The following is a 22,487-nucleotide window of genomic DNA, read 5'->3' as shown; positions in this document are numbered from 1 at the left end:
CCTGTATGATTATGACATTATTTCGGGCCTTTTGATTGAACTGGTCAGGAGTAAATCTGGAACGTGGCGGTTGCGCCAACATGAAATTTCATTGTATTTTTATACATTTGATTGCCTGTTTAATTCTTAATCGTTGTTTGTCACACTTTTTAGGGCATCAGGTACTTCAGGGGCGTCTTCAGCGTCCCTGTTCTTTACCTTTAATATCAATTTTCGCCTCTGTTTATGAGCTGTCTATGGTCCTTTTCATCGTTCAGTTAGTTTTGTTGATCATAAAAACCGGTTATAATTTATGCGGTACTAATCAGCACTTTTCTATACACCATATTACACGGGAAAATGAAATCAGGACTAGTTAGAATTAAATTTATTTTAACTGGTTGCCTCTCCACACACAGATTGTTGCCTAAAGTTCAGATCTTCCTGGTTCTGGATGTAATCATGAGCTACCAGGACAATAAACTTGAGCCGTACAGATAAGCGCTGCAATGATCGAACGCTGATCTTTGTATCATGAAAACGATCAAAAAAATACAATTGGGGCAAAACGGCCGACTCGTGTCCAAACTTGGTTTGGGCTGTATGCGCATGTCTTCCGTATGGGGAGGTCCAACGCCAGATGAAGCTGAAAGTATAGCCACCATACAGTCTGCGCTTGACAATGGTATTAATTTTCTAAATACCGGCGACTTTTATGGTGCAGGACACAATGAACTGTTAATCGGCAAGGCCATTAAAGGCCGCAGGGACGATGCTTTCATCAGCGTCAAATCCGGGGCTTTCTTTCATAATGGCCAATGGCTGGGCCTGGATCTGCGCCCTGTAGCCATCAAGAATTTCATCAATTATTCGCTTACCCGTTTAGGCATTGAAACCATAGACCTGTACCAGCCCTGCCGGATGGATGGCAGCGTACCTGTGGAAGATATTATAGGCACCATTGCCGACCTGATCAAAGAAGGTAAAGTGCGTTACATCGGTGTTTCTGAAATCACAGCTGATCAACTGCGTGAAGCAAACCAGGTTCATCCGATAAGTGCACTGGAAATTGGCTATTCACTGGCAGACCGACAGATAGAAAGCGAATTGCTGCCTGCAGCTAAAGAAATGGGTATCGCAGTAGCTGCCTTTGCCAATACTGCCGAAGGTCTGTTAACAGGCGATATGAAAGCACCACTTGCAGCTGATGATCATCACCTCCACTTCTCGCGCTTTCAGGGCGATAACCTCGTCAAAAACCTGGAAAAAGTGGAAGTATTGAAAGCCCTGGCGAACGATAAACAGGTTACCCCTACACAACTTGCCATCGCCTGGGTAAATGCGCAAGGCGACCATATGATGCCATTGGTAAGCATGAGCCGCCGTTCAAGGCTGCCGGAAAATATCGCTGCTATGAGCATTGAATTTACGGGCGCTGAAATGGAATTATTAAATACTACTTTTGCACCAGGCGCCATCTTAGGCGGCACTTACTTACAGAGATAAATGACCAATCCAGCTGAAATACTTCCCGGCGTGATCTTCTATTCCTATCTCTCCGCTCTGCGGAGAGATAAAGTATGTTTCTGGAACCATCATACGCTGGTATTGATGGTTTCCGGGCAACTTCATTTAGAAACTGCCGACCAGCACCTGGAGCTCAAAGCAGGCGAAATGCTGCTGGTAGGTAAAAATCAGCTGGGTACGCTGACTAAAACACCTCTTCCCGGCCAAAGTTATGAGAGCATTGTCATTTGCCTGCAGGAAGATCTGTTACGCAAAATAGCACTGGAAGAACAGATCGACACCAGTCCTAAATATGTCGGTCCATTGAACGTGCCCATTCCGCCCGATCCATTTCTTCTTGGCTATTTTCAATCCATTATTCCCTATGCACACGCTGCAGCAGGGACGCTCACAGAAGATATGGGTATCCTCAAAGTCAAAGAAGGTGTTAAACTATTATTACATAGCCTGCCGCAATTGAGGTCGTACTTATTCGATTTTGCAGAACCTCATAAAATTGATCTGGAGCGCTTTATGATGGCCAATTTTCATTTTAATGTCCCGGTTGAAAGATTTGCACGGTTAACCGGACGCAGCCTGGCAGGTTTTAAACGCGACTTTGCAAAAACGTTTGGCATACCTCCCCGTCAGTGGCTGTTAGATAAACGCCTTAAAGCGGCAAAGCATCTGATCGAGCAGAAACATCAAAAACCATCGGCGATTTATTTAGATCTCGGCTTTGAAAGTCTGCCCCATTTTTCGCGTTCGTTCAAACAGAAATTCGGTAAAGCACCTTCGATGATCTGATCATACGATCTGGCTACTGCAAATTTTTAAGTTGGGCAAATAATAATTAGATTTACTATCTAAAGCCTCCGGACAATCCGGATGGTAGAGATCGTACCTAATTATGAATACCTATCGCTTCCGTTTTAATAATGGCCAAAAAAACTCAACTGTCCTGTTTTGGTTTTTCACCACGTTGTTTACTATTCCATTAACATTTTCAACCATCATTTTACAGGAAGATCCGAAGCCGCTTTTCCCGGTCTGGCTATTGCTGATCTTCGTCCCTTTAATGTTGGTGGCCATTTACAAGCTGTTTAAAACGGCCTCCGAAAGGAAGTCAACAGAAACGATCTCAGTAAGTAAAGAAGGCTTTACCAGTTCCTGTTTCGGTTCTGTTTTGTTTTCGGAAATACGCTCCATTAAGGTTCCTGTAAGAGAAATGGGGGTATTTGGGGGACGGCAGCTCGACTATTACAAAAAAACAGATGTTGATATGCCTTACCTGGAATTTTCGATCAGCACCCGGGATGGAAAAAAGTTAAGCTGGATATTGAATGAATGGGGCGGGCTTTACAACTCAAAAGAAGAATTTTCAATTTTCTTTGACTTTCTCACAGCGCTAACAGATCAGCTGCATCAACTTTATCAGGCTAATGAACCCTATAACAGTCATTTAAAAATTCTTGACGAAAAGGGTTCCTGGGATCTGAGAGGCTATTCATTGGACAATACTAACTCTACTCGTTGACCTTGAACAAAATCACCTTTTTGCATTGGTTTTGAAGGTCTGAAAACGAATACATCTAAACGTGGTTTCCCGTTATCATCCAGAATTCTTGGCATTTCAACATAGTTATAAATAGTTTACACACTGTTTCCAGAAGCGCGCGATGGCAACCAACACTTCCAGTCCATATTCCTGCAGATAAGCTGTATCGTTTGTATAACGAACGAAGTTGTAAATGGCTATGGCCTACGTGGCCATCAAAAGTTCGCTGGGAAAGGCGAGATTAACTATCAATATCGATATTAATGCATCGCCATTATTTGTTTATTAATAAAAGATAATTTTTTCAATAAAAATTACGATATTAGTAACAATACAAAAGACATTACGCTACTCAACTCCAATATTATCGCATGACTCCCTATAAATGTGTTATTATTGACCATGACCTTGATAGTATCAATGGTCTGCAACGATATTTATCGCTGATGCCTGAATTAGTATTGGTCAATACCTATACTGATCCTCTGCTTGCTTTAACTGAAATTAAATCCTGTGCTCATTTGGATATCATTCTAACAGATATAGAGATGCCTGATATTGCAGGAACTGAGTTTTTTAACGACTTGAGACATAAAGCCAGCAAACTTGTTTTCACGACAGCTAATACCCAATACGCCAGTGAGACATTAGGATTAAATGCTGATGCTTATCTTGTCAAACCCTATTCACTCATCAATTTTGTAACCATGATCGTTAAGTTGTTGACCGACCAACCGGTCGAACAGCCAGTCAGCGATCATTACCCGTTCTTTTTTGTGAAAAACAAGCAAAATAACGCGCGATTGACCAAAATTGATTTTGCAGACGTTATTGCCGTAGAAAGCAAGCTTAATGACGTAATGATCCATACGGTTCATGAAAAAATATTGACCTCTATCTCTCTTACTGAGGTCGCACGGCTGCTGCAACGGGATAATAGATTTGTAAAAGTACAACGAAGTTTTATCATCAACACACATCATATTGTCCATATAGATGGGAATACGATTAAAATGAATCAAGGAACAAGTGTAACAGTGGGTGAACAATACCGTACGCTATTTGCCGAGTTTGTAACTGGTCGGTTATTAAAATCTGCTGTAAAAAAGTAGCCATAGCGCTTTCGTCATTTATTTAAGCCGTTTCGTACCTGATCAAAGCCTTTCTATAAGATTTTTTTCAAAATTATATCGGGTATTACTAATTTCAGTTAATCGCCGGCAGGAAAATAACCGCTGGATATTATAAACGCTCCATAGTAAATTCATCTGAATTGGCTACTTGAATTGTGAAAACGATAAGATGAGAACGACAATGGATTTAAACCGAATAATTTGAATTCTTTCTTAGTCCAATAGTTTACAATTTAATTTCAAAACAATGTCAAATTTATCATCAGAAGTTGAAAAAGTACATAAGATTGTACAAAAACACATGAACGACGGTAGTATCGACGATCTTGACAAAATGACGGTTAAAGACCTGAAGTTGAAAATCTTCGGTGAAACGCAGCGCGTTTTGAGCAATGACGAAAAAGCCAGCATCATCAGCGTGGTGGTTTACGTCGCCGTAACGTAGTTAGTTAAACTACATTTCTAAATAAAAGAAGCGAGACTGGAAATATATCGCTTCTTTTATCTTTAATCATTGATTTTCAGACAAATAACTCTCTTAAACTTAATCTCCCTGAAATGGCCAAAAGAGTAATGATCGCGCTGATGCCTTGGGCAAGCATTGATTTCCCAGGATTGGGACCGGCACTTGTGCGCTCTATCCTGAACGACCAGGGCTACCCTTGCGATATGATGTATGGCAACCTTGCTTTCTGTGACTTCTTAGAAAACGATGGTTTTATCATCAATCAAATTTCCAAACTCCCGATATCCGAAATTGCCTTTTCCCCACTTTACTTCAATATCAGCAGCGACGAAGCCGCAGCCACTCTTGAAAAATTTGTTGAAGGCAGCTCGCGTGAAGGAGAAGAAAGACGTTGTTCTTCCGAATTTTATAAAAATATAGTCCATCAGGCCGAACGTTGCATAGATTACCTGTTCAGCAGCACAGCCTGGGAAAATTACGATGTGGTAGGTTTTTCGGTGATGATGCAGCAAACCGTCGCATCTCTGGCCCTTGCGCGCAGAATAAAACAGCAATATCCACATATCTCTATTCTTTTTGGTGGCCCAAGTACCAGCGCTCCGATGGGCGACGAAATGATCAGATCATTTCCAGAGATCGACTACATATTGCAAGGTGAGGTAGACTCCACCATCGTTCCATTCGTAGAAGCACTTCGAGACGATAAAAAAAATCTTACATCAGTTCCAGGACTGTTATATCGAGGTCAAAAGAACGAAATTTTAAAGACCGCGCACAATAAACCATACTTCAAAATGGATGAACTGCCGGTACCTGACTATGAACCTTATTTTTCACAACTCAATCAATACCACCTTAATAATATAGAGCCTTATCTCCAAATCGAAACCTCAAGAGGATGCTGGTGGGGAGAAAAACACCATTGTACGTTTTGTGGTATAGACGATGAAATTTTAAAATATCGCACCAAGTCTGACGACAGGGTGCTCAATGAGATCATGGAATTGGCAACTAAGCACAAAAGTCTGGAGTTTTTTCCGGTTGACAGTATCATCAGCCATGAGGCTTTTAATTCACTATTGCCAAAGATAGCCGAGTTAAGAAATGAGCTGGGATATGATCTAAGTTTCTTTTTTGAATGTAAGTCTAATCTTTCCACACATCAGCTCAACCGTTTTAAAGATGCAGGGGTACGCTCTGTACAGCCCGGAATGGAAAGCTTTAGCGACAATATATTACGGTTGATGGACAAAGGTACCACAGGAGCAAAACAAGTACAATGCCTTAAATTATGTGCAGAGCAGGATATCGTCGTAAACTGGAACCTGATCTACGAAAATCTGGATGAAACTGAAGAGGATTACCAGGTGATGATAGATCTGATACCGTTTATTACACACCTGCCACCGCTTCATGAAGAAGGTATGATCCCTGTGCAGCTTAATCGCTACGCGCCTTTACACAATACGCCCGAGAGATTTGGCATTACCAACATCACACCGAAATCCTATTACTACGACATTTTCTGCGATCCTAAAATTGATCATGAAAGCCTGGCCTTTTATTTCAATTTTGACAGGGTTACCACTCCTTCGCCTAAGCTAAAAACCCTTTACGCCAGGCTGCGCGAGGAACTTGACGCATGGCGGGAAAATTATGCCACGAAGATGCTGGTTCAAAGAAGAGGTCCTGGCTTTATCAAGATACGTGATAAACGCAAACTGGCCTATCCCGGCAAAGATATCCATCAGACCGCCCTTATTGAGATAGAAGGCATTGAAGCAGAAATCTTTGCTGCCTGCGATGAAGTTGTTCGCGAAGAAAATCTGATCAATAAATTTAATAAAAAACTGAGCGAGGACAGTATCCGACAATTTATAGATAAGATGGTAGAGCAACGCCAAATATACCGCTCGGAAAGCAAACAACTGATCAGTCTCCCTTTACGACTTGATATTCCAAAAACCAGTATTAAACAAAATGTTAATGAGCGAACGAATCTTGATTTTAGCCTCTCCCTGGACCACCTTCAATAACCACCTGCACCACCGGGTTTTGTTGCTGGCTTCATTGCTGGAGACCTTGAGTATTTCTTACCAGGTTATATTTCCTGGCCTTGAGTTAGCCTCCCCGATGGGAAGTAACGCTGATGAGCCGTATAAAACCATGCTCAACCTCATAGAAAACACGGAGGAATATACCGATATATGGCTTGTTCAGGATTCGCAGGGAGCCCAGGCCGGAGACTTTAATCATCTTTTGTCTTTAATTAGTTCCACCTGCCCTGCATCCCGGTTACTTTTCTTTTCAAATTCAACAACCCGGGTACGACCTGATATCCCGAACTTATCTCAGAATCTGATAAACTTTGATACGATGAGCACTATGGTATCCGTTTATGATTCACAAAAACCATTGTGTACCCAGTTACTGAAAATATTACCAGTTGCAGATCAAATACCTTCTGAAACGCTTAAATCTAATAAACCGGGTGATCTTAAAGTTTGCGATCTTAATTTTTTCACTAAACAGTACCGCGCGCGATACACCGGTGAGGAACCAATCGGGTTGCCGGTATTTCTTGACCACCCGCAGTTTGACGTGGTGACGCAGGTTTTTTCCCTGGCAGAAAGATACCACTCCCTCGATTTCAACCTCGGTTTTGTCGACCTTGATGATTCCTGCACTTATGAAAAGGTCTCAGAAATTGCCCAGACCTTCGCCGACATCCGTTACAGTTTTCATTTTCACTGTGAACTTCCCGAAAACTGTAATATGGAATTATTGCAGTTGTTAAAGGATGCCCGTATAAACTCTGTTACTATTCTGAACAGTGCGGAGAATATCAGCCAGCAGGATATTTACTTAAAAAACCTGCAGCTATTAAATCGCGTAAAGAGGTTACATGGCCTGGAAATTCAGGTTAGCTGGCAGTTATACGCAGCGTCATCGCCTGATGAAGAATGGAATCAATTCATAGAAGGCCTTCCCCTATTCTTTGGTTTCCCAGCTCCAAATGGATTGTTTATCAAAACCGAAAATAACGAAAAAGCACTACATCGCAGCCACATCTATGATTATATATCAGCATGGCAGGCTCACTCACCCGAAGCCAATTTATCGAAAGGTCAGGGTCCAAACTTTTCTAAACTTTTCGATAAGCGCGGCAGCCTCGAAACCTGGCGATTCCTGAACTTCAATCGCCTGCAGTCTGAACTTTATGGTTATATGGACGACATCGTCGATCTGGAGGAACTAAAGCAACGGATGATAGAGATCAGCCCGGAGAAAATCGATAATTTCATTACATTTCTCAAAGACCAGCAAGTGGTTATTTCGTTAAATAACCGTTATTTCCTAAACGCTTCACAACGAAGAACTTTTACTCAGGTTTGGGCAACGGCAGAATTATGATAACGGCGCAACGTTCGGCAACGATTTTAAGACTCGGCCCGGTATTCATCGTCCGGGAATCAGGCCTTAAAGTGGCAGAACTTGGCGCAGTCCGAAATTTCAGTCTTTCGAAAATAGCTGATGAACTGGCTCCGCTTGAAATGCTACATAAACAGCTGTCTTCTAAACTGAACGACGAGCTTTTCAGCCTGATCAACCAGGGTTGTAACAAAGAACAAAGCCAGTATTTACTAGCACTTAAGCGCAGTATATTCAATTCAAGAAACTTTGACCTTGCAGAGGCAAAAGAAAAGGTTCCCGAAAACATTTATCGCCCCCTGTCCCACTGGCACCATCAAAATACTGATATAGCCAACCTCCGGGCAGATGCAGAATTAATAGCCAATAATTTTTTATTATCGATCTCACCGGGGTTCAGAGACCTGTTCAAACAATACCCGGTACGTACCGCTATTTGTTATGCACAGCCGGACCTGTTCCGGACACTTGGTACACTACCCGTCGAAGGAACTCTAAACAAGAACCAACGCAGAGCTTTAATATCGGGTCTTGCCTATGTTTTCCGCATGGCTACCAAAACCAGCCCGTTCAGCCACCTCAGCACCATTGCCTGTGGTATGATGGAGGCTAATCCTATGGTCAGTGACCAACTTGGTTCGGAACGCGCGGTAATAGAACAACATGTTTTCAATGTCGGCCTGGTTAAGGCCTTAGTGAATCATCTGAGTAACGAACTATCCTCAACCAACACCGGACTGCCGCTGGTGTGGAATAAAACCGCAATACGCAGCAGTGAAAAATATATTGTTCTCTATGCACCAACTGCAGAAAGAACTTTGACCGATATAGCGGCCGAATCAATCAGTGAACTTCCACTGAACACGGTCTTTCTGCTTACCGAAGACATCCTACAAAACCAGAAGCGACCTTTATACCGTAATGAATTGGCCTCATTCTTAAGTGAACAACTTCCTCATGATGAAAACAGGTTGTTAGCTGCTATCGATAAAATGCTGGCTTTGCATTTATTGGTGCCGGTTTTAGACTTTGAGGAAAACGATCTTGACAGTTTAGGCGCCCTGGCCCAAAGTGAGGTGCTGCAACAAACTTTTCCTGAAGTAGCAGCGCAATTGCAAAAAATCGATGCCAGAAAAGCTGCTTTATACAATTTGCAAGCCGATGCCAAAGCAGATGAGTTGCTGGAAATTGCTGAGCAGACCCGGCAGTTGTTCGACAACTCAGGCATTTCGGGGGTAAGTATAAGCACTCAAAAAATCATTCACAACAGCGTTTACCGGATAAATCCGCAGCAGCTACCTGCTCACACACTGAAGGATTATCAGCAGGATTTTAATAAACTCCTGTCTGTACTTCCTATTTTTGATGCCGATTATCCGCTAAGGCAATGGCTAAAAGATCAATTTTTGCATAACGGACCAGCGGTAGGCAGCCGGATGCCTGCCATAGAATTCTTTAATCAGCTTTTTAGTAAAGCAGATGACGACGATCTGGTGGCCGATCAAAATGCATTGCTCAACCCGGAACTATTAAATAAATCAAAACATGCGCTAGCGCAAAACGATGCAGCCTCCGCTTTCGTGGCTGAGCTATATGCGCTCATGAATGGCGCAGGGGCAGAACTTATACTTACGGATAATTTTTGGGAGAAATGGGCTGACAGCGCTGCTTCCTTCCAGGATCAATCACTTCCGGTTTCGGCAACTTTAACTGGCCAATTCGTCGGAGGAGATGACAGATCCCAGCAGCAATTTGTGTTAAACAAGGTATTTGCAGGGTACGGTACCATGTTCACCGTTCCGCATACCGTAACCGGAGACCTTGATTTCCTTACCACTCAAATCGACAAGGAGGCCGGGCCCCGTCATTTTTCAGATATCATCGCTACCATGGCTTTTCAGGGGCAGATACGTACGCCGGTTTCAGGCAAAAGCCTTTACTACCCCGGACAACAGGTGAGGGAAAATGATCTGGAAAAATATTTGGCCTGGAAAGACCTGTACATCCAATGGGATGAGCATGGCAACCCTATGCTTTTTGACGCCCGGATCGCCAAACAGATCGTCCCCTTACATCGCGGTACACTGTCGAGTCTTTATTTTCCGCCTTTCTACAAATTTCTGACCATGTTAGGGCCGGCATTTACGCCCAACTTTCCGCTGTTTGAACGGCTATGCGATTTTGACGAGGAGCTACAAACCACTGGAATCCGGAGCTATCCGCGCATCACATCGGGCCGGGTCGTTCTAATGCGCAGGGCCTGGTCTGTTCCTTCTTCAGAGATACCCATACAAATGGCCGAACAAAGCAATTCTTCCCATTACATGGCCGTACGCGACTGGGCAGCCTCATTAGACATGCCTGCTGAAGTATTCATTGTTCCAATGAGCTATCGTGATTTCGTAAAAAGCCAGATGAGGGAAGTCCCTTTCAAACGCGTTCACAAACCCTTTTACGTAAACTGGGACGATTATGCCACTTTCCAGCTCTTTTTGAAATATACTTTATTGGATGCCAGTTTCCGCATCAGTTTTATCGAAGCACTTCCGGCTCCGGACAGCGTAAAAAGCGCCGGTCAATATACGTCAGAATTGTTATTTGAAATTTATGAAAACGAAACCTCCAGCTAAATTCTATGGTCACCTCTATCCATATCTACTATCATGGCCAACAAGATGAACTGTTGATCGACAAGATACTGCCCTATCTTACCGCCTGTCGGAATGATCAAACCATCCGCAATTTTTTCTTTTTGCGCTATTGGAACGGCGGCGATCACCTGCGCATACGTTTTTATGATGCTGTTGATAAGGCGAGGATGATCGATGAAATTACCGAACTGCTGAACGATCATGTAAATACCTATCCCAATACGCCACAAAACGCTGCACGATACCAGGCATTTGCTACAGAAATGCAGGCCTTCCAGGAACAATTGGGACTGGTACAACTTGAAAAGACCGAAGCATTGTACAATGAGGTAAAAATTGTGGAAATGCCTTACCATTTTGAATATCATCGTTACGGTCGCGGTGCGGCACAGACCATTAGTGAATCGCATTTTGTCTTTTCCTCGTCTTTTGCATTTAACCTGTTAAAACTCACCAGAGGAAATATGGCCGCCCGGCTAACCATTCTTATAGATATTTGTGTAATGATGGTAGGTGTGCTGGATGAAGGACCGCAGGAGATTGCAAAACTGTTTCATGAAGCAAGCAAAGCCAGCACCAATATAACTGCTACCGACAGCCCTGTTGAAGAGGAATTTTATGCCAATGGTTTGCCTGACTTTACAGAACAGCTACCGATGCTGGCCGACATTATCCAGCGCCTGCAAGAACTGCTGTCAAACACTTCCGGTGAACATTTAAATAACGGAATTACAGCAAAAATAACCAATATATCAGGCCAAAGCACACAGGTAGAAAAGCTGTTGCAACAATGGCAGACAGAACTATTGACGAGAAAGTCAGCCTTTAAATCTATCGAACTTCCCAGCAAAGCATCGCATATTCTGATGACTTATCTGCATTTACTGGTTAACAGATTAGGGCTTGGATATGTTGTGGAGCGATATATTTATTACCTGGTAGCCAATATCATAGATTATTCAACCTTAGACCAAGATCATCATGTTTCCACTCAATGAAGAAGAAAATGCTTTTGTAGAGCCAGAAACTACGACAGCAGCTACAGTTCCCGACTATTGGGGCCCTTTTGCGCAGTTAAAAAAAAATGAATCGATCATCACAGAAATGGCGAATTACCAGGGGCTGATGGCCCGGTTAAACGATGCTCTTTTTCTGGATCGCTTTGACCTGAAGTATTACTCACAGCTAGCCAAAGAAGCAAATGGCGCCATTTTAGAATTGGGCTGCGGCTCGGGAAGGGTAACTATACCACTTTTTGAGGAAGGCCATACCATCACTGGCCTTGATAATTCGCAGGATATGCTGGATATACTGCTTGAAAAACTAAAACAACCATTAAATGAACATTCGCGAATGCAACTTCAACTGGCAGACGCGCGTAATTATGAGTTTGCATCACCATTCGATTTAATTATATTCCCTTATTGTAGCCTGCAGCTTTTCACAGACCCATCTGACCGGAAAAAGATCATGCAATGCGCGGCCAGACACCTGGCTAAGGGCGGCATCTTTGCCTTCGATGTAACTTCACCCGAAATGGTGGTTAACGAAAGTATTCTCGAACTTGACCTCAGGCACGAGCAGCTTGAGATCACTATTACGCTGGGTATTAAAGCTTACGATGACGAAAACATCATGGTAGAAAATTCTTTTTGGGAAGTAAATGCTGATGATAAAACCCATCTGATACTTGAATTTAAGAAGCTGGCCATGCTCAGGCGGCAACAACTTGAAGATGAGCTGGAAAGTGCCGGACTCGTGATCAGCCGTTGTATACCTACGGCTGTTGATCAGGACAAGAATTTGCGATATCTATATGTGTGCAGTAAACGCGAGGATGTTGAATACCCTTTGTGGCATCCTTACCTCTGCCATCAACCTACAGACAAAGTGCTGACACTGGTAAGTGGCAAAGGCTGCATAGTGGTCGACTCGAGCGGCAAAAGCTATCTCGATGCTTCAGGGGGCTTATGGAGCGTGCAATGCGGCCTGGGTAACCAAACGATCATCAACGCAATCAACCAGCAATTAAATACCATTTCCTATGCGACACTTTTTGCCGGAAGAGGTAATTTACCCTCGATACTCCTGGCTCGAAAACTCGTTCAGTTAGCGCCCTTTCCCTTGCAATGGGTTTACTTTACGGGCTCCGGATCAGAAAGTGTAGAACTGGGAATAAAACTGGCCCGGCAATATTGGTACCTTGAAGGTAAAACAGAAAAAAACCATATTGCTTACCTCGATCAATCCTACCACGGAACCTTTTTCGGCAGCATGGGGGTAACCGGGCTTTGTCCTGAAGCTGTAGCGGTTGGACCTGGAGTCCCTGGTCTGCACGCGATTCTTACTCCACACCCTGATCAATGTCCGGACAACCAAAAGTACGAAGACTATGCCCTGCATTGCGCAGAGAGTCTGAGCGGGTTAGCGGAACAGTTTCCCGATAAAATCGCTGCCTTTATTTTTGAACCCGTACTTGGCTCTGCAGGTGTGGTGATCCCACCTCAGTCTTATTTTGATCGTATTAAAGAAATCTGCAGCCAATACAAAATTCTGCTCATTGTTGATGAAGTAGCTACGGGCTTCGGAAGAACAGGCGATTGGTTCTGTTCGACCCGGTTCGGCATCAAACCTGATATACTGCTCCTCTCAAAAGGAATTAACAGTGGTTATTTACCACTGGGTGCAACCCTTTTCTCAGCTGAAATAGGAAATATGCTTAGCAAGTCTGACGCAAGTATTGTTCATGGTTCAAGCCATAACGGCAATCCCGCATGTTGCGCTGCCGCTCTTGCCAGTATCGAAGAGATAGAAAGACTGCAACTTATCCCGGCAGCCATCGCTATGGGCGATTATTGCCGGGATTTATTAGAAGAGTTGATGAAAAAAAACAGGTATATCAGCCAGGTCAGACAAATCGGTCTGATGATTGGGATAGCCATTTGTCAGGATGATGGGAAACCGGCCTCAGACCTTCAGATAGCCGCTTTGTATGAGTTGATGAAATCAAATGGCGTACTGACATATCCTGCTGTTTCGAGTATTGTGCTGATGCCAGCGTTGATTATTAACAAAGACGAGATCAGATTGATCGCAGCAGTGCTTGAAGAAGCTTTACATAGCTTAAAATTAATTAATGACCACGTTACTTTACGCTAATCCTGCGATATGCATGTACTAATTATAGGTGGAACAGGTTTTATCGGGAACCGGCTAGCTCAGCGATTGGCTACAGAAGGCCATCATGTAACCGTACTCGGAACTGAACCACTGGATGACAAACCGAATCTTCACCAGATCATCGGTGATCGCTCCTCACTTGCTATCCTCGAAACCTTGAAAGTGATGGTTGTTGATGCAGTGATTGATCTGATTGCTTATCATCCTTCACAAGTGGAAGAAATGATCGCTGTTTTCGATGGGCGCATCAGCAAATACATTTTGCTGAGTACTATTGCCGTTTATGCGCCACCTTTTAGTTTTCCTTTGAAAGAAAGCGGACACACTTACGCCGGCGATGGCCCCGATAGTTACGGAGCGTTAAAAGCGCGTTGTGAATCGATATTGAATGAGGCATTTTCTAAAAGTGCCTTCCCTTCGGTGATCCTCCGTTCGGCGCCTATTATGGGACCCGGTGACCCGGTTTCAAGAGAGCTTTATTTCCTGAAGCGAATCCAGACGGGCGAGCCAATGATCTATCCCTGGGCGGAGCGCAGCCATGTATTAAATATTTTCATCGGCGACCTGGTCACTGCCTTTTCCCTGGCACTGAAATCCGGCAAGGCAACAGGAAACACCTATCATTTATCTTTCGGAGACAGCCCTACAATGACAGAATATCTGCAAGCCATCGCAGGTTTTGCAGGAAAGCAATCTGTGCCAATCGCAGCACTTCCCCTGACAGATCTTATGGCCCTGGGTTTTTCTGTTTATGCCTTTCCATACTTTCCGGGGGCAGAGGGAAAACTTGATCTCAGCAATGCATCGGCAGATCTGGGTTTCCGGCCAACGCCTTTTAAAGAAGCGTTGCAAGCAACGTTTGCTGATCTGCCTGCTGAACGAACTGCACTTACTAAACTACCCTCATGGCCTGGAAGAAATGCAACACAAACCCGCCTTTGCGGTACCCATGAATTTCTTCACGAAGCGCTGGAAAGACAGACTCTGGAGGCCCTTCCTAAAGCACAGCCTTCCAACATCGATCAATTGCTGGGGAAACTCATTAATGAACATCATGGATTCCACCTGTCCACAATCCAAAACTGGACCACCGGTGACGAAGTGTATGAAGAAATGGTTCTTAATGGAGCAGCCCCCCAGGTTGCAGAAGTTTTGCTGGTTGCAGATGAGATTGCAGAAAAAATTAAAGAATTCCGTTCGTTCGACATCCGCTACCTGGAAAAAGCTTCAGCACTCTTGACCGGCGTTATAGAAAAACGACCAAATCATCACTGGCTTTTCGACTGCTATGTTGTTAATCCACCTGCTTATACAGGCGATTATACCGCAGATAACCGGCCGCTCAGCTTACAATTGGTTGACTTCTGCGAACCGGAACCCAATTTTGGGTCAGCTGACAGATTTTTAATCTTTTGTGCTGCTGAGACTTCGTATCACCACCTCTGCAAGTGGCTATTAAACCAGATCTCTGATTTTCCCAAAATTAACCTGCGACTGTTGGGCAGCTGTTACCTGATGACCAACCAGGTTGACAATAAAACCGGACACGTTGTTCATCTTCCATATGTTTTCGATTTGGCGAGAGCGCTTACTAAAGCCGGTCATGCAGCCTGCAACAAATTGACTATCGGCAACGCAAATGATATTCTATTCACCCAAAATAAAACAGAGCAACCACAAATAAGCTGCGACCATTTTATAACCGACTTGCTAAAAATAACCATCGACGGTGAATATTATCTATTTGATATCACACAGAAAAAACTGTTGGCTATATCGAAGATACTTGCGTACCTGGTGGATTATTTCACTCCCACAGAAATTAACGCTGCAATGATAGGAGCCATCTTTGGATTTCCTGAACACAAGGCAGCGGAAATAGCCGGTTTTTACGACGAGTATTTTAAAAATGAACTAAAGAGTTACTACAAAGAGGCAGTAACAAATGATAATCAATACATCACAAGTCAAAAACTAAATTAATCATGGCTCACTTCATCATTGCACCCAAACAGAATACTCCAGCAAACAACCTAAAATCCATCTCAGGTAAAATATCAGAGTTCTGGTCTAAAAAAACCAATGGCAATAAGCAATCCGTTATCCATATAGAGGCCGATCCGCAAGCTGTTGAACAACACAAGAGCGAGCTTAGCGGCACGCATCACATCGAGGCCGTAATTCCGCACACCAACGGTCAGAAAGAGCTTTTGCAAAACATGGCAGAAGAACACCTTAAGCGATCAAAAGAAAACAGTCCGGTTGTCCAACATGCAACTATAGCGGCGCCAGTCCCCTCTCCTGCACCTGTGATGGTTGTTGTAGACGGAATAGCAGAAAACACGCCTCCGGTACCTTTATATGGCTCGACAGTATCTGCAGTTATTGTAGAAGCCGGCCATCTCCCTGATACCGTTACCGCAATTACCAACCAAAATGGCCAGGTAAGTTTTACGCTTGATAACAGCGGTATGAGCATCGGCATGATCATGACCGATCCTGCTGGCAACTACTGGAGCATGGCAACCTCAAGCAACGAAACCAGCTATCAAATAGACTGCCCGCTAATTGCAAATGATGGCCCCTACGGATGGTGGCAGCAATTAATGGGCCTGAGCAGTTACGATGCTACAAGAGGCAAAGGCATGAAAGTTGGGGTTATTGATACCGGAGTGGGCCCCAACCCCTGCCTGCAAAATGTGATCGACCTTGGTTCACTCATTAACGGCGTGTACGACCCCACCGGAGGCGGCGATGTTGATATTCACGGCAGCATCGTATGCGGCCTGATCGCGGCACAACCACAACAAAACGGACAATACGGAGGTACGGCCTCAGGCGCCACGATATTCTCGATACGTGTGTTTCCAAGCGATGGCGGAGATGCTAACCAGGGTGATGTTGCGCAAGCCATCAGGATGATGGTGGATGAGCATCAGGTTGATCTGATCAATCTCAGCCTCGCCTCTAAAATCCCTTCCAAAATAGAAGAGGAAGCGATCAACTACGCTTATAATAAAGGTGTGGTATGTGTCTGCGCATCGGGCAACACCGGTACCCCTGTTAGTTATCCCGCAGCCTATCCAGAAGCCATATCTGTTGGCGCCCTGGGCCTTAATACCTGGGGGCCTGCAGGTTCAGTTACACAGGTATTGATTCCGACAGATCCAACACGTATTAACCCGGCCGGTTACTATATACCTATGTTTAGCAACTTTGGCAGCAAGCTTGACTGTGTAGCACCGGCAGTAGGACTGATTTCCACGTTTCCTGACAAATATGGCATCAATCAGGCTTATGGAGATCTGGCAGGCACGTCTCTGGCCTCCCCTATGGTAGTCGGTTTCCTTTGCGGCCAACTGGCAATCGATGAGCAATATCAGAAATTAACTGGTGCAGCCCGCGCAGCTTATGTTAAACCCGCTTTGGTTGCCGCATGTACATCATTGGGTCTACCAGCAGAACTGCAGGGTGCAGGAGTTCCGAAAATCGAAAACACCTCGATCAATCCACTGCCATAATTTAACCTTAATGCCTATCAAAATGATAAAACAAAACCTGCTTCCAGGTGCAAATTGGCAAAATATGTAACCCTACACCAGCGGCCGGATCACACTATCACCAGTTTCAATTTCCGCATATCCGGCAAGCTGGTAGGAAGTTTCTCTTACTTTAAGCGTTAACGAAACCATACTTTCATTTTTAATCCTTATCCCATGCTCAGTGATCTTTATATTGAGCCTTGCTCCTCTAAAAATGAGGGAGAAAGAGAACGATTCCCATTTCCCGGGTAAAAAAGGGTTGAACTGCAATTGCCCGTTGCGGACACGCATTCCGGCAAAGCCCTCAACAATGCTCATCCAGGTTCCGGCCATAGAGGTAATGTGCAGGCCATCTTCTGTATCATTGTTGTAATCGTCGAGGTCTAAACGCGCTGTCCTCAGGTAAAATTCATAAGCGCGGGCCTCATCGTTTAGTTTTGCTGCCAGAATACTATGTACACAGGGTGATAATGAGCTTTCGTGGACCGTTCGGGGTTCATAATAGTCAAAATTCCTCCTGATGGTTTCCAGATCATAATCTTCTTCAAAAAAATACAGCCCCTGTAATACATCGGCCTGTTTGATAAAACAGGAGCGCAGGATGCGGTCCCAGCTCCATTTCTGATTTAAGGGCCTGTCGGCGGCTGAGAGGTGTTTAACTGTTAAAGGTTCCTTGTCAAGGTATCCATCCTGCTGTAAAAATATGCCTCTTTTCGAATCCTGGGGATAATACATCTTTTCGACAATATAGGCCCAGTCTGCCAGCTCTTTTTCTTTAAAGTCCAGCTTTTTCAGCAACTCCATATATTTCTGTGGCTGCTGGGCTTTCAGACCTAAGGCCACTTCTGAGGCATACTTTAAGCACCAGCTGGCCATTAAATTTGTGTACCAGTTGTTGTCTACGTTATTCTCATACTCATTGGGGCCGGTTACCCCAAGGATCACATAGCGATGTTTATCATTGCTCCAGTTTACACGCTGCTTCCAGAAGCGCGCAATGGCAACCAATACTTCCAGCCCATATTCTTGCAGGTAAGCTGTATCGTTCGTATAACGGACGTAGTTGTAAATGGCAAAAGCAATGGCCCCATTGCGGTGGATCTCTTCAAAGGTGATTTCCCATTCATTGTGGCATTCCTCCCCGTTCATGGTCACCATTGGGTATAAGGCAGCTCCATGGCTAAAACCCAGCTTTTCGGCATTTTCTATGGCCTTCCCAAGCTGTTTATACCGGTATATCAATAGATTTCTTGCTACCGCAGGCTCAGCTGTGGCCAGGTAAAAAGGCAGACAGTAGGCTTCGGTATCCCAAAAAGTAGAGCCCCCATACTTCTCTCCGGTAAAACCTTTAGGGCCTATGTTCAACCTATCGTCCTTGCCGGTATACGTCTGGAACAATTGAAAAATATTAAAACGGATGGCCTGCTGTGCAGCCACATCCCCTTCGATCAGGATATCACTTTCCTGCCATTTAACAGCCCATGCTTTCGCCTGTTCATTCAGCAAGGCCTCAAAACCAAATGCCCGGGCGGTTTGGACCACCTGTTTGCAACGCTCCATCAGCAGCGGCTTGGGGTGATTTTCGGAGGACAGGTTTGCCGCTACTTTATCAATGGTAAAGATTTCATGCTGCCCGCAATCTATGTGAAATGTCTGACCTACATACTTATCCTTCCGGATGGCTTCCAGCTCTGGCTGTACTTCGCTCCCATCTTTAAAGATGCTGATACTGCTTCCTGTACACACTTCAAAGGCTGTTTTTTTAGTCCGCAAAGTTAAATAGGCTTCATTCCCGATGATCGTCCCATCAACCTCTTCCCAAAATTTCTCTCCATAATTGCTGTCCTGGTTTTTCACATCCCCATCAGTAAAAGCGGTAATGGTTAAGGTGCCTCTAAAGTTTAGCGGACGAATGCTGTAGCGCAAAGCGGCCACTTCATCATTGGCGATACTGCAAAAACGCCTGGCAGTTACACTTACTGCCTTACCACTTTTTAACCTGGCGGTAAAACTGCGCAGCAGGTAGCCTTCGCGCATGTTCAGTTCCCTTTTAAAATCGCTCACCTGTACCTGTGCAAGGTCCAGCGTTTCCCCATCAATAGTTACATTTAAGCCAATCCAGTTGGCTGCATTGATCACTTTGGCCAGCGATTCCGGATAGCCGTTCTTCCACCAGCCAACCCTGGTTTTATCAGGGTAATAAACGCCGGCAATGTAATTGCCCTGGAGGGTATCCCCTGTATAGGTTTCTTCAAAATTGGCACGCTGCCCCATCCTTCCATTGCCCAGACTAAAAATGCTCTCAGATATTTTGTTTAAGTGCGGATCAAAGCCCTCTTCAATTATCTTCCACTCATTTGCTTTAATGTAGTTCTTCATTGATGTGTATCGTCTTTTTATTTAGTTTTTAGTCATGGTATAGCTGCCCGTTTTTCCATCTGCATTTACTGTAAGCACAAGGGTATAATTTCCCGCTGCAGTAACTTTAATATTTGCGGCCCCGTTTCCGATGGTTGTTCCCCAGTCATAATTCCTCCTGAACTTAAATTCTCCAGCCAAAAGATTGGTAGTAAGGAGGTATTGCCCCTTTCCATCGTTGATAAATTTCATATCTGTATCCAGAAACCAGCCACTGCCCGGAACGGCATCACCGATAACAGACCAGCGGCTTGCAGGTGCCAATGTCCATGTTTTGGCATTCAGGTCGACCGTCAGCAATTGTGGCCCTGCTGCTGCAGCTTTAAGGTTTCCGCCGGTATTGCTACCCAGTTTCCCTCCACCCAGATCGCCATAGGAGAAATCCCATTTTTTGGCCGGTGTTACTTTAAAATCAGAATTTGCGGCTACAAAATTGATCACCCCCGTATATATCCCATTGCCGGTTGGCGATACCAGGCTGTCTGCCTTTAAAATATCCCATCCCTGGTAGGCACCAGGCACGTAAACCCAGGATGTTAATGGAAATGGGCGTGCATTAATGGTCACCACATTGCTATAAACAGGGCTTAAAGCATTGGATATGGACGACTTAACCCTGATCTCGACATCAGAACTGCTGCCCGTCGACAAGTTCAGGGCAAGCAGCAGGTTGTTAAAATCAAAACCATTATAACTCTTGCTTTTAACTTTGGGTTCAAGTGTAAATTCTTTCGTTTGATCAGCAGCAAAATTCTTTCCTTTTGCAGATAGCTGTAACGTATTGGTAATGGCTGCCTGATAGCCAAAATCGGCATCTCCCAGCGTAAAAGTGATCACATTGGTACTAAGCATGGTTTTATCTAGAACCAGAGTTGAGGCCGATGATTGCAGCGAACCAGGAGTGCCTGCAGTAGCCACAACCGCCCCCTCATCCTTTTTACATGACCATAGCGCTGTGGCAATGAGGCCAAGGGCGATGGATTTTAAGATCAATGATTTCATATTCGTATCGCTTAAATATTAATATCCTGTATTTTGGGTAAGGTTTGGATTGGCCACCACATCTGTGGAAGGCAAAGGGAATAAGGCCCGGAAATCTTCCAGTGCTTTGCCGCCTTTTACCCCGCCTTTCCAGGGCCATAAATAATCCGATCCTGTGAATTTTCCAAAACGGATCAGGTCAGTACGGCGATAGCCTTCCAGGTATAACTCCCTGCCCCGTTCATTCAAAATATCGTTCAGGGTAATTGTGCTTACATTCCCTGAAGTATTCCCGTAGGCCCTTTGTCTGATCAGGTTAAAATAAGATATGGCCTGCCCCATATTGCCGCCTGTTCCGCCCCGCAATACCGCCTCGGCATATACCAGGTATACATCTGCCAGGCGCAGCAAAGGAAAATCCAGCGAACACAAAGTCCCATCCTGTGAACCACCAGGTTCGCCGGTAGAGCTTACATTCCGGAATTTAGTGGTACGCAGGCCATCAGTTGAGACCGCAATATCATCGTTGGCTATTTTATTTCCAAAGAACAGGGCACGCTTATCTGTGTTGCCGCTGTAATCGCCAAATAATAGTGGCAATGTGCTTTTGGTACGGTATCCGCTCCATCCACCACCTGGTATGCCGAAGGATGCCGGATTCATTCCCGGATCAACATTGGCATTGATCAGGAAAGTGGTACCTCCATAGGTTTGGGTTTTAAAACCATCATAATTGATCGTTAAAATGATCTCCTTACCAGTTTTATTGTTATCTGTCATGAACAGGTGTTTATAATTGCCTGCCAGGCTATATCCTGCTGCAATTACTTTAGCTGCATAAGTGATGGCTTCGGTGAATTTGCCTTTACCGACACCCAGGTATACTTCTGAATTCAGGTAAATGCGTGCCAGGATGGTCCATGCCGCAGCGCGATCGGCCCTGCCATATTCATTGGTCATGGGCGCCGCCAGCTCTCCTTCAATCGCTTTCAGCTCTGCTTCCACATAGTTGAACAAATCGGCACGTCTGATCTGTTTAGGGGCTGTTGTTCCAATTTCATCAGCTTCAGTCAGAAATGGGGGATTGCCGAAAAGATCCATCAGTATGCTGTACTGGTAGGCCCGCAAAAACCTTGCTTCCATGCGGTACCCTCCGATATCTGTGACGGCCTGTCCGCTGATGTTACGGCTACTTAATTTCTCGGGTGTGCTTTCCCGTAAAAATTCGTTGACCAGTGTGATCTGGTAAATGCAGCGGGCATAAAGTCCCTTGATCATATTATTATCAGCGCCAGGCATAGCATACACCGCATCGGGCACTCCCGGATCGGGCCAGGCACAGCTGGCTTCATCACTACACAGTTCCTGCAAGTTCCAGTACTGCCTTAGGAAGTCAGTCTGAGCGGGATCAAATCCTGCCAGGTCGCCAATTAAACTTCCCGGGCCTTTTGTACCCACCAGTGCCCAGCCGGCATAGACTTTTGCGAAGGCCTGTTTATATCCCTCTGGCGTGCTGTATACCTGGTCGGCAATGATGTCATTGGTAGGGATCAGGTTTAAACTGTCTTTTTTGCAAGAGGCAATTACCGATGCCATGATCAGCAAAGCAGCGGTATATATTTTGTATCTATTGCTCATTTC

16 protein-coding genes are annotated in these 22,487 nt (G+C 44.6%); 12 read left to right on the top strand and 4 right to left on the bottom strand.

The window, feature by feature from the left end:
* Positions 1 to 513: 513 nt before the first annotated feature.
* The 3 genes from BUC20_RS00535 to BUC20_RS00525 all read left to right on the top strand — a co-directional run bounded on the left by BUC20_RS00535 (position 514) and on the right by BUC20_RS00525 (position 3,022).
* Complete coding sequence (locus tag BUC20_RS00535; RefSeq protein ID WP_084528393.1) at positions 514 to 1,485, top strand: aldo/keto reductase; 972 nt, start codon at positions 514 to 516, stop codon at positions 1,483 to 1,485.
* Positions 1,486 to 2,292, top strand: coding sequence for a helix-turn-helix domain-containing protein (locus BUC20_RS00530; protein WP_073226061.1), 807 nt, complete (start codon positions 1,486 to 1,488; stop codon positions 2,290 to 2,292).
* 103 nt (positions 2,293 to 2,395) lie between these two features.
* Positions 2,396 to 3,022, top strand: coding sequence for a hypothetical protein (locus BUC20_RS00525; RefSeq protein ID WP_073226058.1), 627 nt, complete (start codon positions 2,396 to 2,398; stop codon positions 3,020 to 3,022).
* Between the two features lie 105 nt (positions 3,023 to 3,127).
* On the opposite strand, the gene BUC20_RS34425 is transcribed toward BUC20_RS00525, so the two are convergent.
* Complete coding sequence (locus BUC20_RS34425) at positions 3,128 to 3,238, bottom strand: hypothetical protein (protein WP_394334159.1); 111 nt, start codon at positions 3,236 to 3,238, stop codon at positions 3,128 to 3,130.
* Between the two features lie 176 nt (positions 3,239 to 3,414).
* Here BUC20_RS34425 and BUC20_RS00515 point away from each other — a divergent pair, with 176 nt between their 5' ends.
* From BUC20_RS00515 to BUC20_RS00475, 9 genes are all read left to right on the top strand, one after another.
* Entirely contained in the window at positions 3,415 to 4,155 is a 741-nt protein-coding gene (locus BUC20_RS00515) for a LytR/AlgR family response regulator transcription factor (RefSeq protein ID WP_073226055.1), read from the top strand.
* Positions 4,156 to 4,423: 268 nt separating this feature from the next.
* Positions 4,424 to 4,621, top strand: a complete 198-nt coding sequence (locus tag BUC20_RS00510) for a hypothetical protein (protein WP_073226053.1) — start codon at positions 4,424 to 4,426, stop codon at positions 4,619 to 4,621.
* Positions 4,622 to 4,734: 113 nt separating this feature from the next.
* Positions 4,735 to 6,678 (top strand): RiPP maturation radical SAM C-methyltransferase, encoded by a 1,944-nt coding sequence (locus BUC20_RS00505; RefSeq protein ID WP_073226050.1) that lies wholly within the window; start codon positions 4,735 to 4,737, stop codon positions 6,676 to 6,678.
* Positions 6,623 to 8,056, top strand: coding sequence for a radical SAM protein (locus BUC20_RS00500; RefSeq protein WP_073226047.1), 1,434 nt, complete (start codon positions 6,623 to 6,625; stop codon positions 8,054 to 8,056). The genes BUC20_RS00505 and BUC20_RS00500 overlap by 56 nt, the downstream gene beginning before the upstream one ends.
* Positions 8,053 to 10,704, top strand: a complete 2,652-nt coding sequence (locus BUC20_RS00495; protein ID WP_073226045.1) for a lantibiotic dehydratase — start codon at positions 8,053 to 8,055, stop codon at positions 10,702 to 10,704. The genes BUC20_RS00500 and BUC20_RS00495 overlap by 4 nt, the downstream gene beginning before the upstream one ends.
* Before the next feature lie 5 nt (positions 10,705 to 10,709).
* Complete coding sequence (locus BUC20_RS00490; RefSeq protein WP_073226042.1) at positions 10,710 to 11,723, top strand: lantibiotic dehydratase C-terminal domain-containing protein; 1,014 nt, start codon at positions 10,710 to 10,712, stop codon at positions 11,721 to 11,723.
* On the top strand, positions 11,707 to 13,884 hold the full coding sequence (locus BUC20_RS00485; protein WP_073226039.1) for an aminotransferase class III-fold pyridoxal phosphate-dependent enzyme: 2,178 nt from the start codon (positions 11,707 to 11,709) through the stop codon (positions 13,882 to 13,884). The genes BUC20_RS00490 and BUC20_RS00485 overlap by 17 nt, the downstream gene beginning before the upstream one ends.
* Before the next feature lie 9 nt (positions 13,885 to 13,893).
* Entirely contained in the window at positions 13,894 to 15,888 is a 1,995-nt protein-coding gene (locus tag BUC20_RS00480) for an NAD-dependent epimerase/dehydratase family protein (protein ID WP_073226036.1), read from the top strand.
* A gap of 236 nt (positions 15,889 to 16,124) precedes the next feature.
* Complete coding sequence (locus tag BUC20_RS00475) at positions 16,125 to 17,426, top strand: S8 family serine peptidase (RefSeq protein WP_159441022.1); 1,302 nt, start codon at positions 16,125 to 16,127, stop codon at positions 17,424 to 17,426.
* 72 nt (positions 17,427 to 17,498) lie between these two features.
* On the opposite strand, the gene BUC20_RS00470 is transcribed toward BUC20_RS00475, so the two are convergent.
* Genes BUC20_RS00470 through BUC20_RS00460 form a run of 3 tightly spaced genes read right to left on the bottom strand, consistent with a single transcriptional unit; the run spans position 17,499 to position 22,484 of the window.
* Positions 17,499 to 19,826 (bottom strand): glycoside hydrolase family 65 protein, encoded by a 2,328-nt coding sequence (locus BUC20_RS00470; RefSeq protein ID WP_073226030.1) that lies wholly within the window; start codon positions 19,824 to 19,826, stop codon positions 17,499 to 17,501.
* 21 nt (positions 19,827 to 19,847) lie between these two features.
* A complete protein-coding gene (locus BUC20_RS00465; RefSeq protein ID WP_073226027.1) occupies positions 19,848 to 20,867 on the bottom strand; it encodes a SusE domain-containing protein in 1,020 nt (339 codons plus the stop codon).
* Positions 20,868 to 20,885: 18 nt separating this feature from the next.
* Entirely contained in the window at positions 20,886 to 22,484 is a 1,599-nt protein-coding gene (locus BUC20_RS00460; RefSeq protein ID WP_073226024.1) for a RagB/SusD family nutrient uptake outer membrane protein, read from the bottom strand.
* Between the last annotated feature and the right edge of the window lie 3 nt (positions 22,485 to 22,487).

The sequence above is a fragment of the Pedobacter caeni genome (assembly GCF_900129215.1).
Taxonomy (GTDB): Bacteria; Bacteroidota; Bacteroidia; order Sphingobacteriales; family Sphingobacteriaceae; genus Pedobacter; species Pedobacter caeni.
The sequence above is the reverse complement of the archived record's forward strand: the minus strand, read 5'-3'. Positions and strand labels throughout refer to the sequence as shown.

Coding starts and splice junctions, on each gene's coding strand:
- BUC20_RS00535 (WP_084528393.1), top strand. CDS start 514: ATGAAAACGATCAAAAAAATACAATTGGGGCAAAACGGCCGACTCGTG.
- BUC20_RS00530 (WP_073226061.1), top strand. CDS start 1,486: ATGACCAATCCAGCTGAAATACTTCCCGGCGTGATCTTCTATTCCTAT.
- BUC20_RS00525 (WP_073226058.1), top strand. CDS start 2,396: ATGAATACCTATCGCTTCCGTTTTAATAATGGCCAAAAAAACTCAACT.
- BUC20_RS00515 (WP_073226055.1), top strand. CDS start 3,415: ATGACTCCCTATAAATGTGTTATTATTGACCATGACCTTGATAGTATC.
- BUC20_RS00510 (WP_073226053.1), top strand. CDS start 4,424: ATGTCAAATTTATCATCAGAAGTTGAAAAAGTACATAAGATTGTACAA.
- BUC20_RS00505 (WP_073226050.1), top strand. CDS start 4,735: ATGGCCAAAAGAGTAATGATCGCGCTGATGCCTTGGGCAAGCATTGAT.
- BUC20_RS00500 (WP_073226047.1), top strand. CDS start 6,623: ATGTTAATGAGCGAACGAATCTTGATTTTAGCCTCTCCCTGGACCACC.
- BUC20_RS00495 (WP_073226045.1), top strand. CDS start 8,053: ATGATAACGGCGCAACGTTCGGCAACGATTTTAAGACTCGGCCCGGTA.
- BUC20_RS00490 (WP_073226042.1), top strand. CDS start 10,710: ATGGTCACCTCTATCCATATCTACTATCATGGCCAACAAGATGAACTG.
- BUC20_RS00485 (WP_073226039.1), top strand. CDS start 11,707: ATGTTTCCACTCAATGAAGAAGAAAATGCTTTTGTAGAGCCAGAAACT.
- BUC20_RS00480 (WP_073226036.1), top strand. CDS start 13,894: ATGCATGTACTAATTATAGGTGGAACAGGTTTTATCGGGAACCGGCTA.
- BUC20_RS00475 (WP_159441022.1), top strand. CDS start 16,125: ATGGCAGAAGAACACCTTAAGCGATCAAAAGAAAACAGTCCGGTTGTC.
- BUC20_RS00470 (WP_073226030.1), bottom strand. CDS start 19,826: ATGAAGAACTACATTAAAGCAAATGAGTGGAAGATAATTGAAGAGGGC.
- BUC20_RS00465 (WP_073226027.1), bottom strand. CDS start 20,867: ATGAAATCATTGATCTTAAAATCCATCGCCCTTGGCCTCATTGCCACA.
- BUC20_RS00460 (WP_073226024.1), bottom strand. CDS start 22,484: ATGAGCAATAGATACAAAATATATACCGCTGCTTTGCTGATCATGGCA.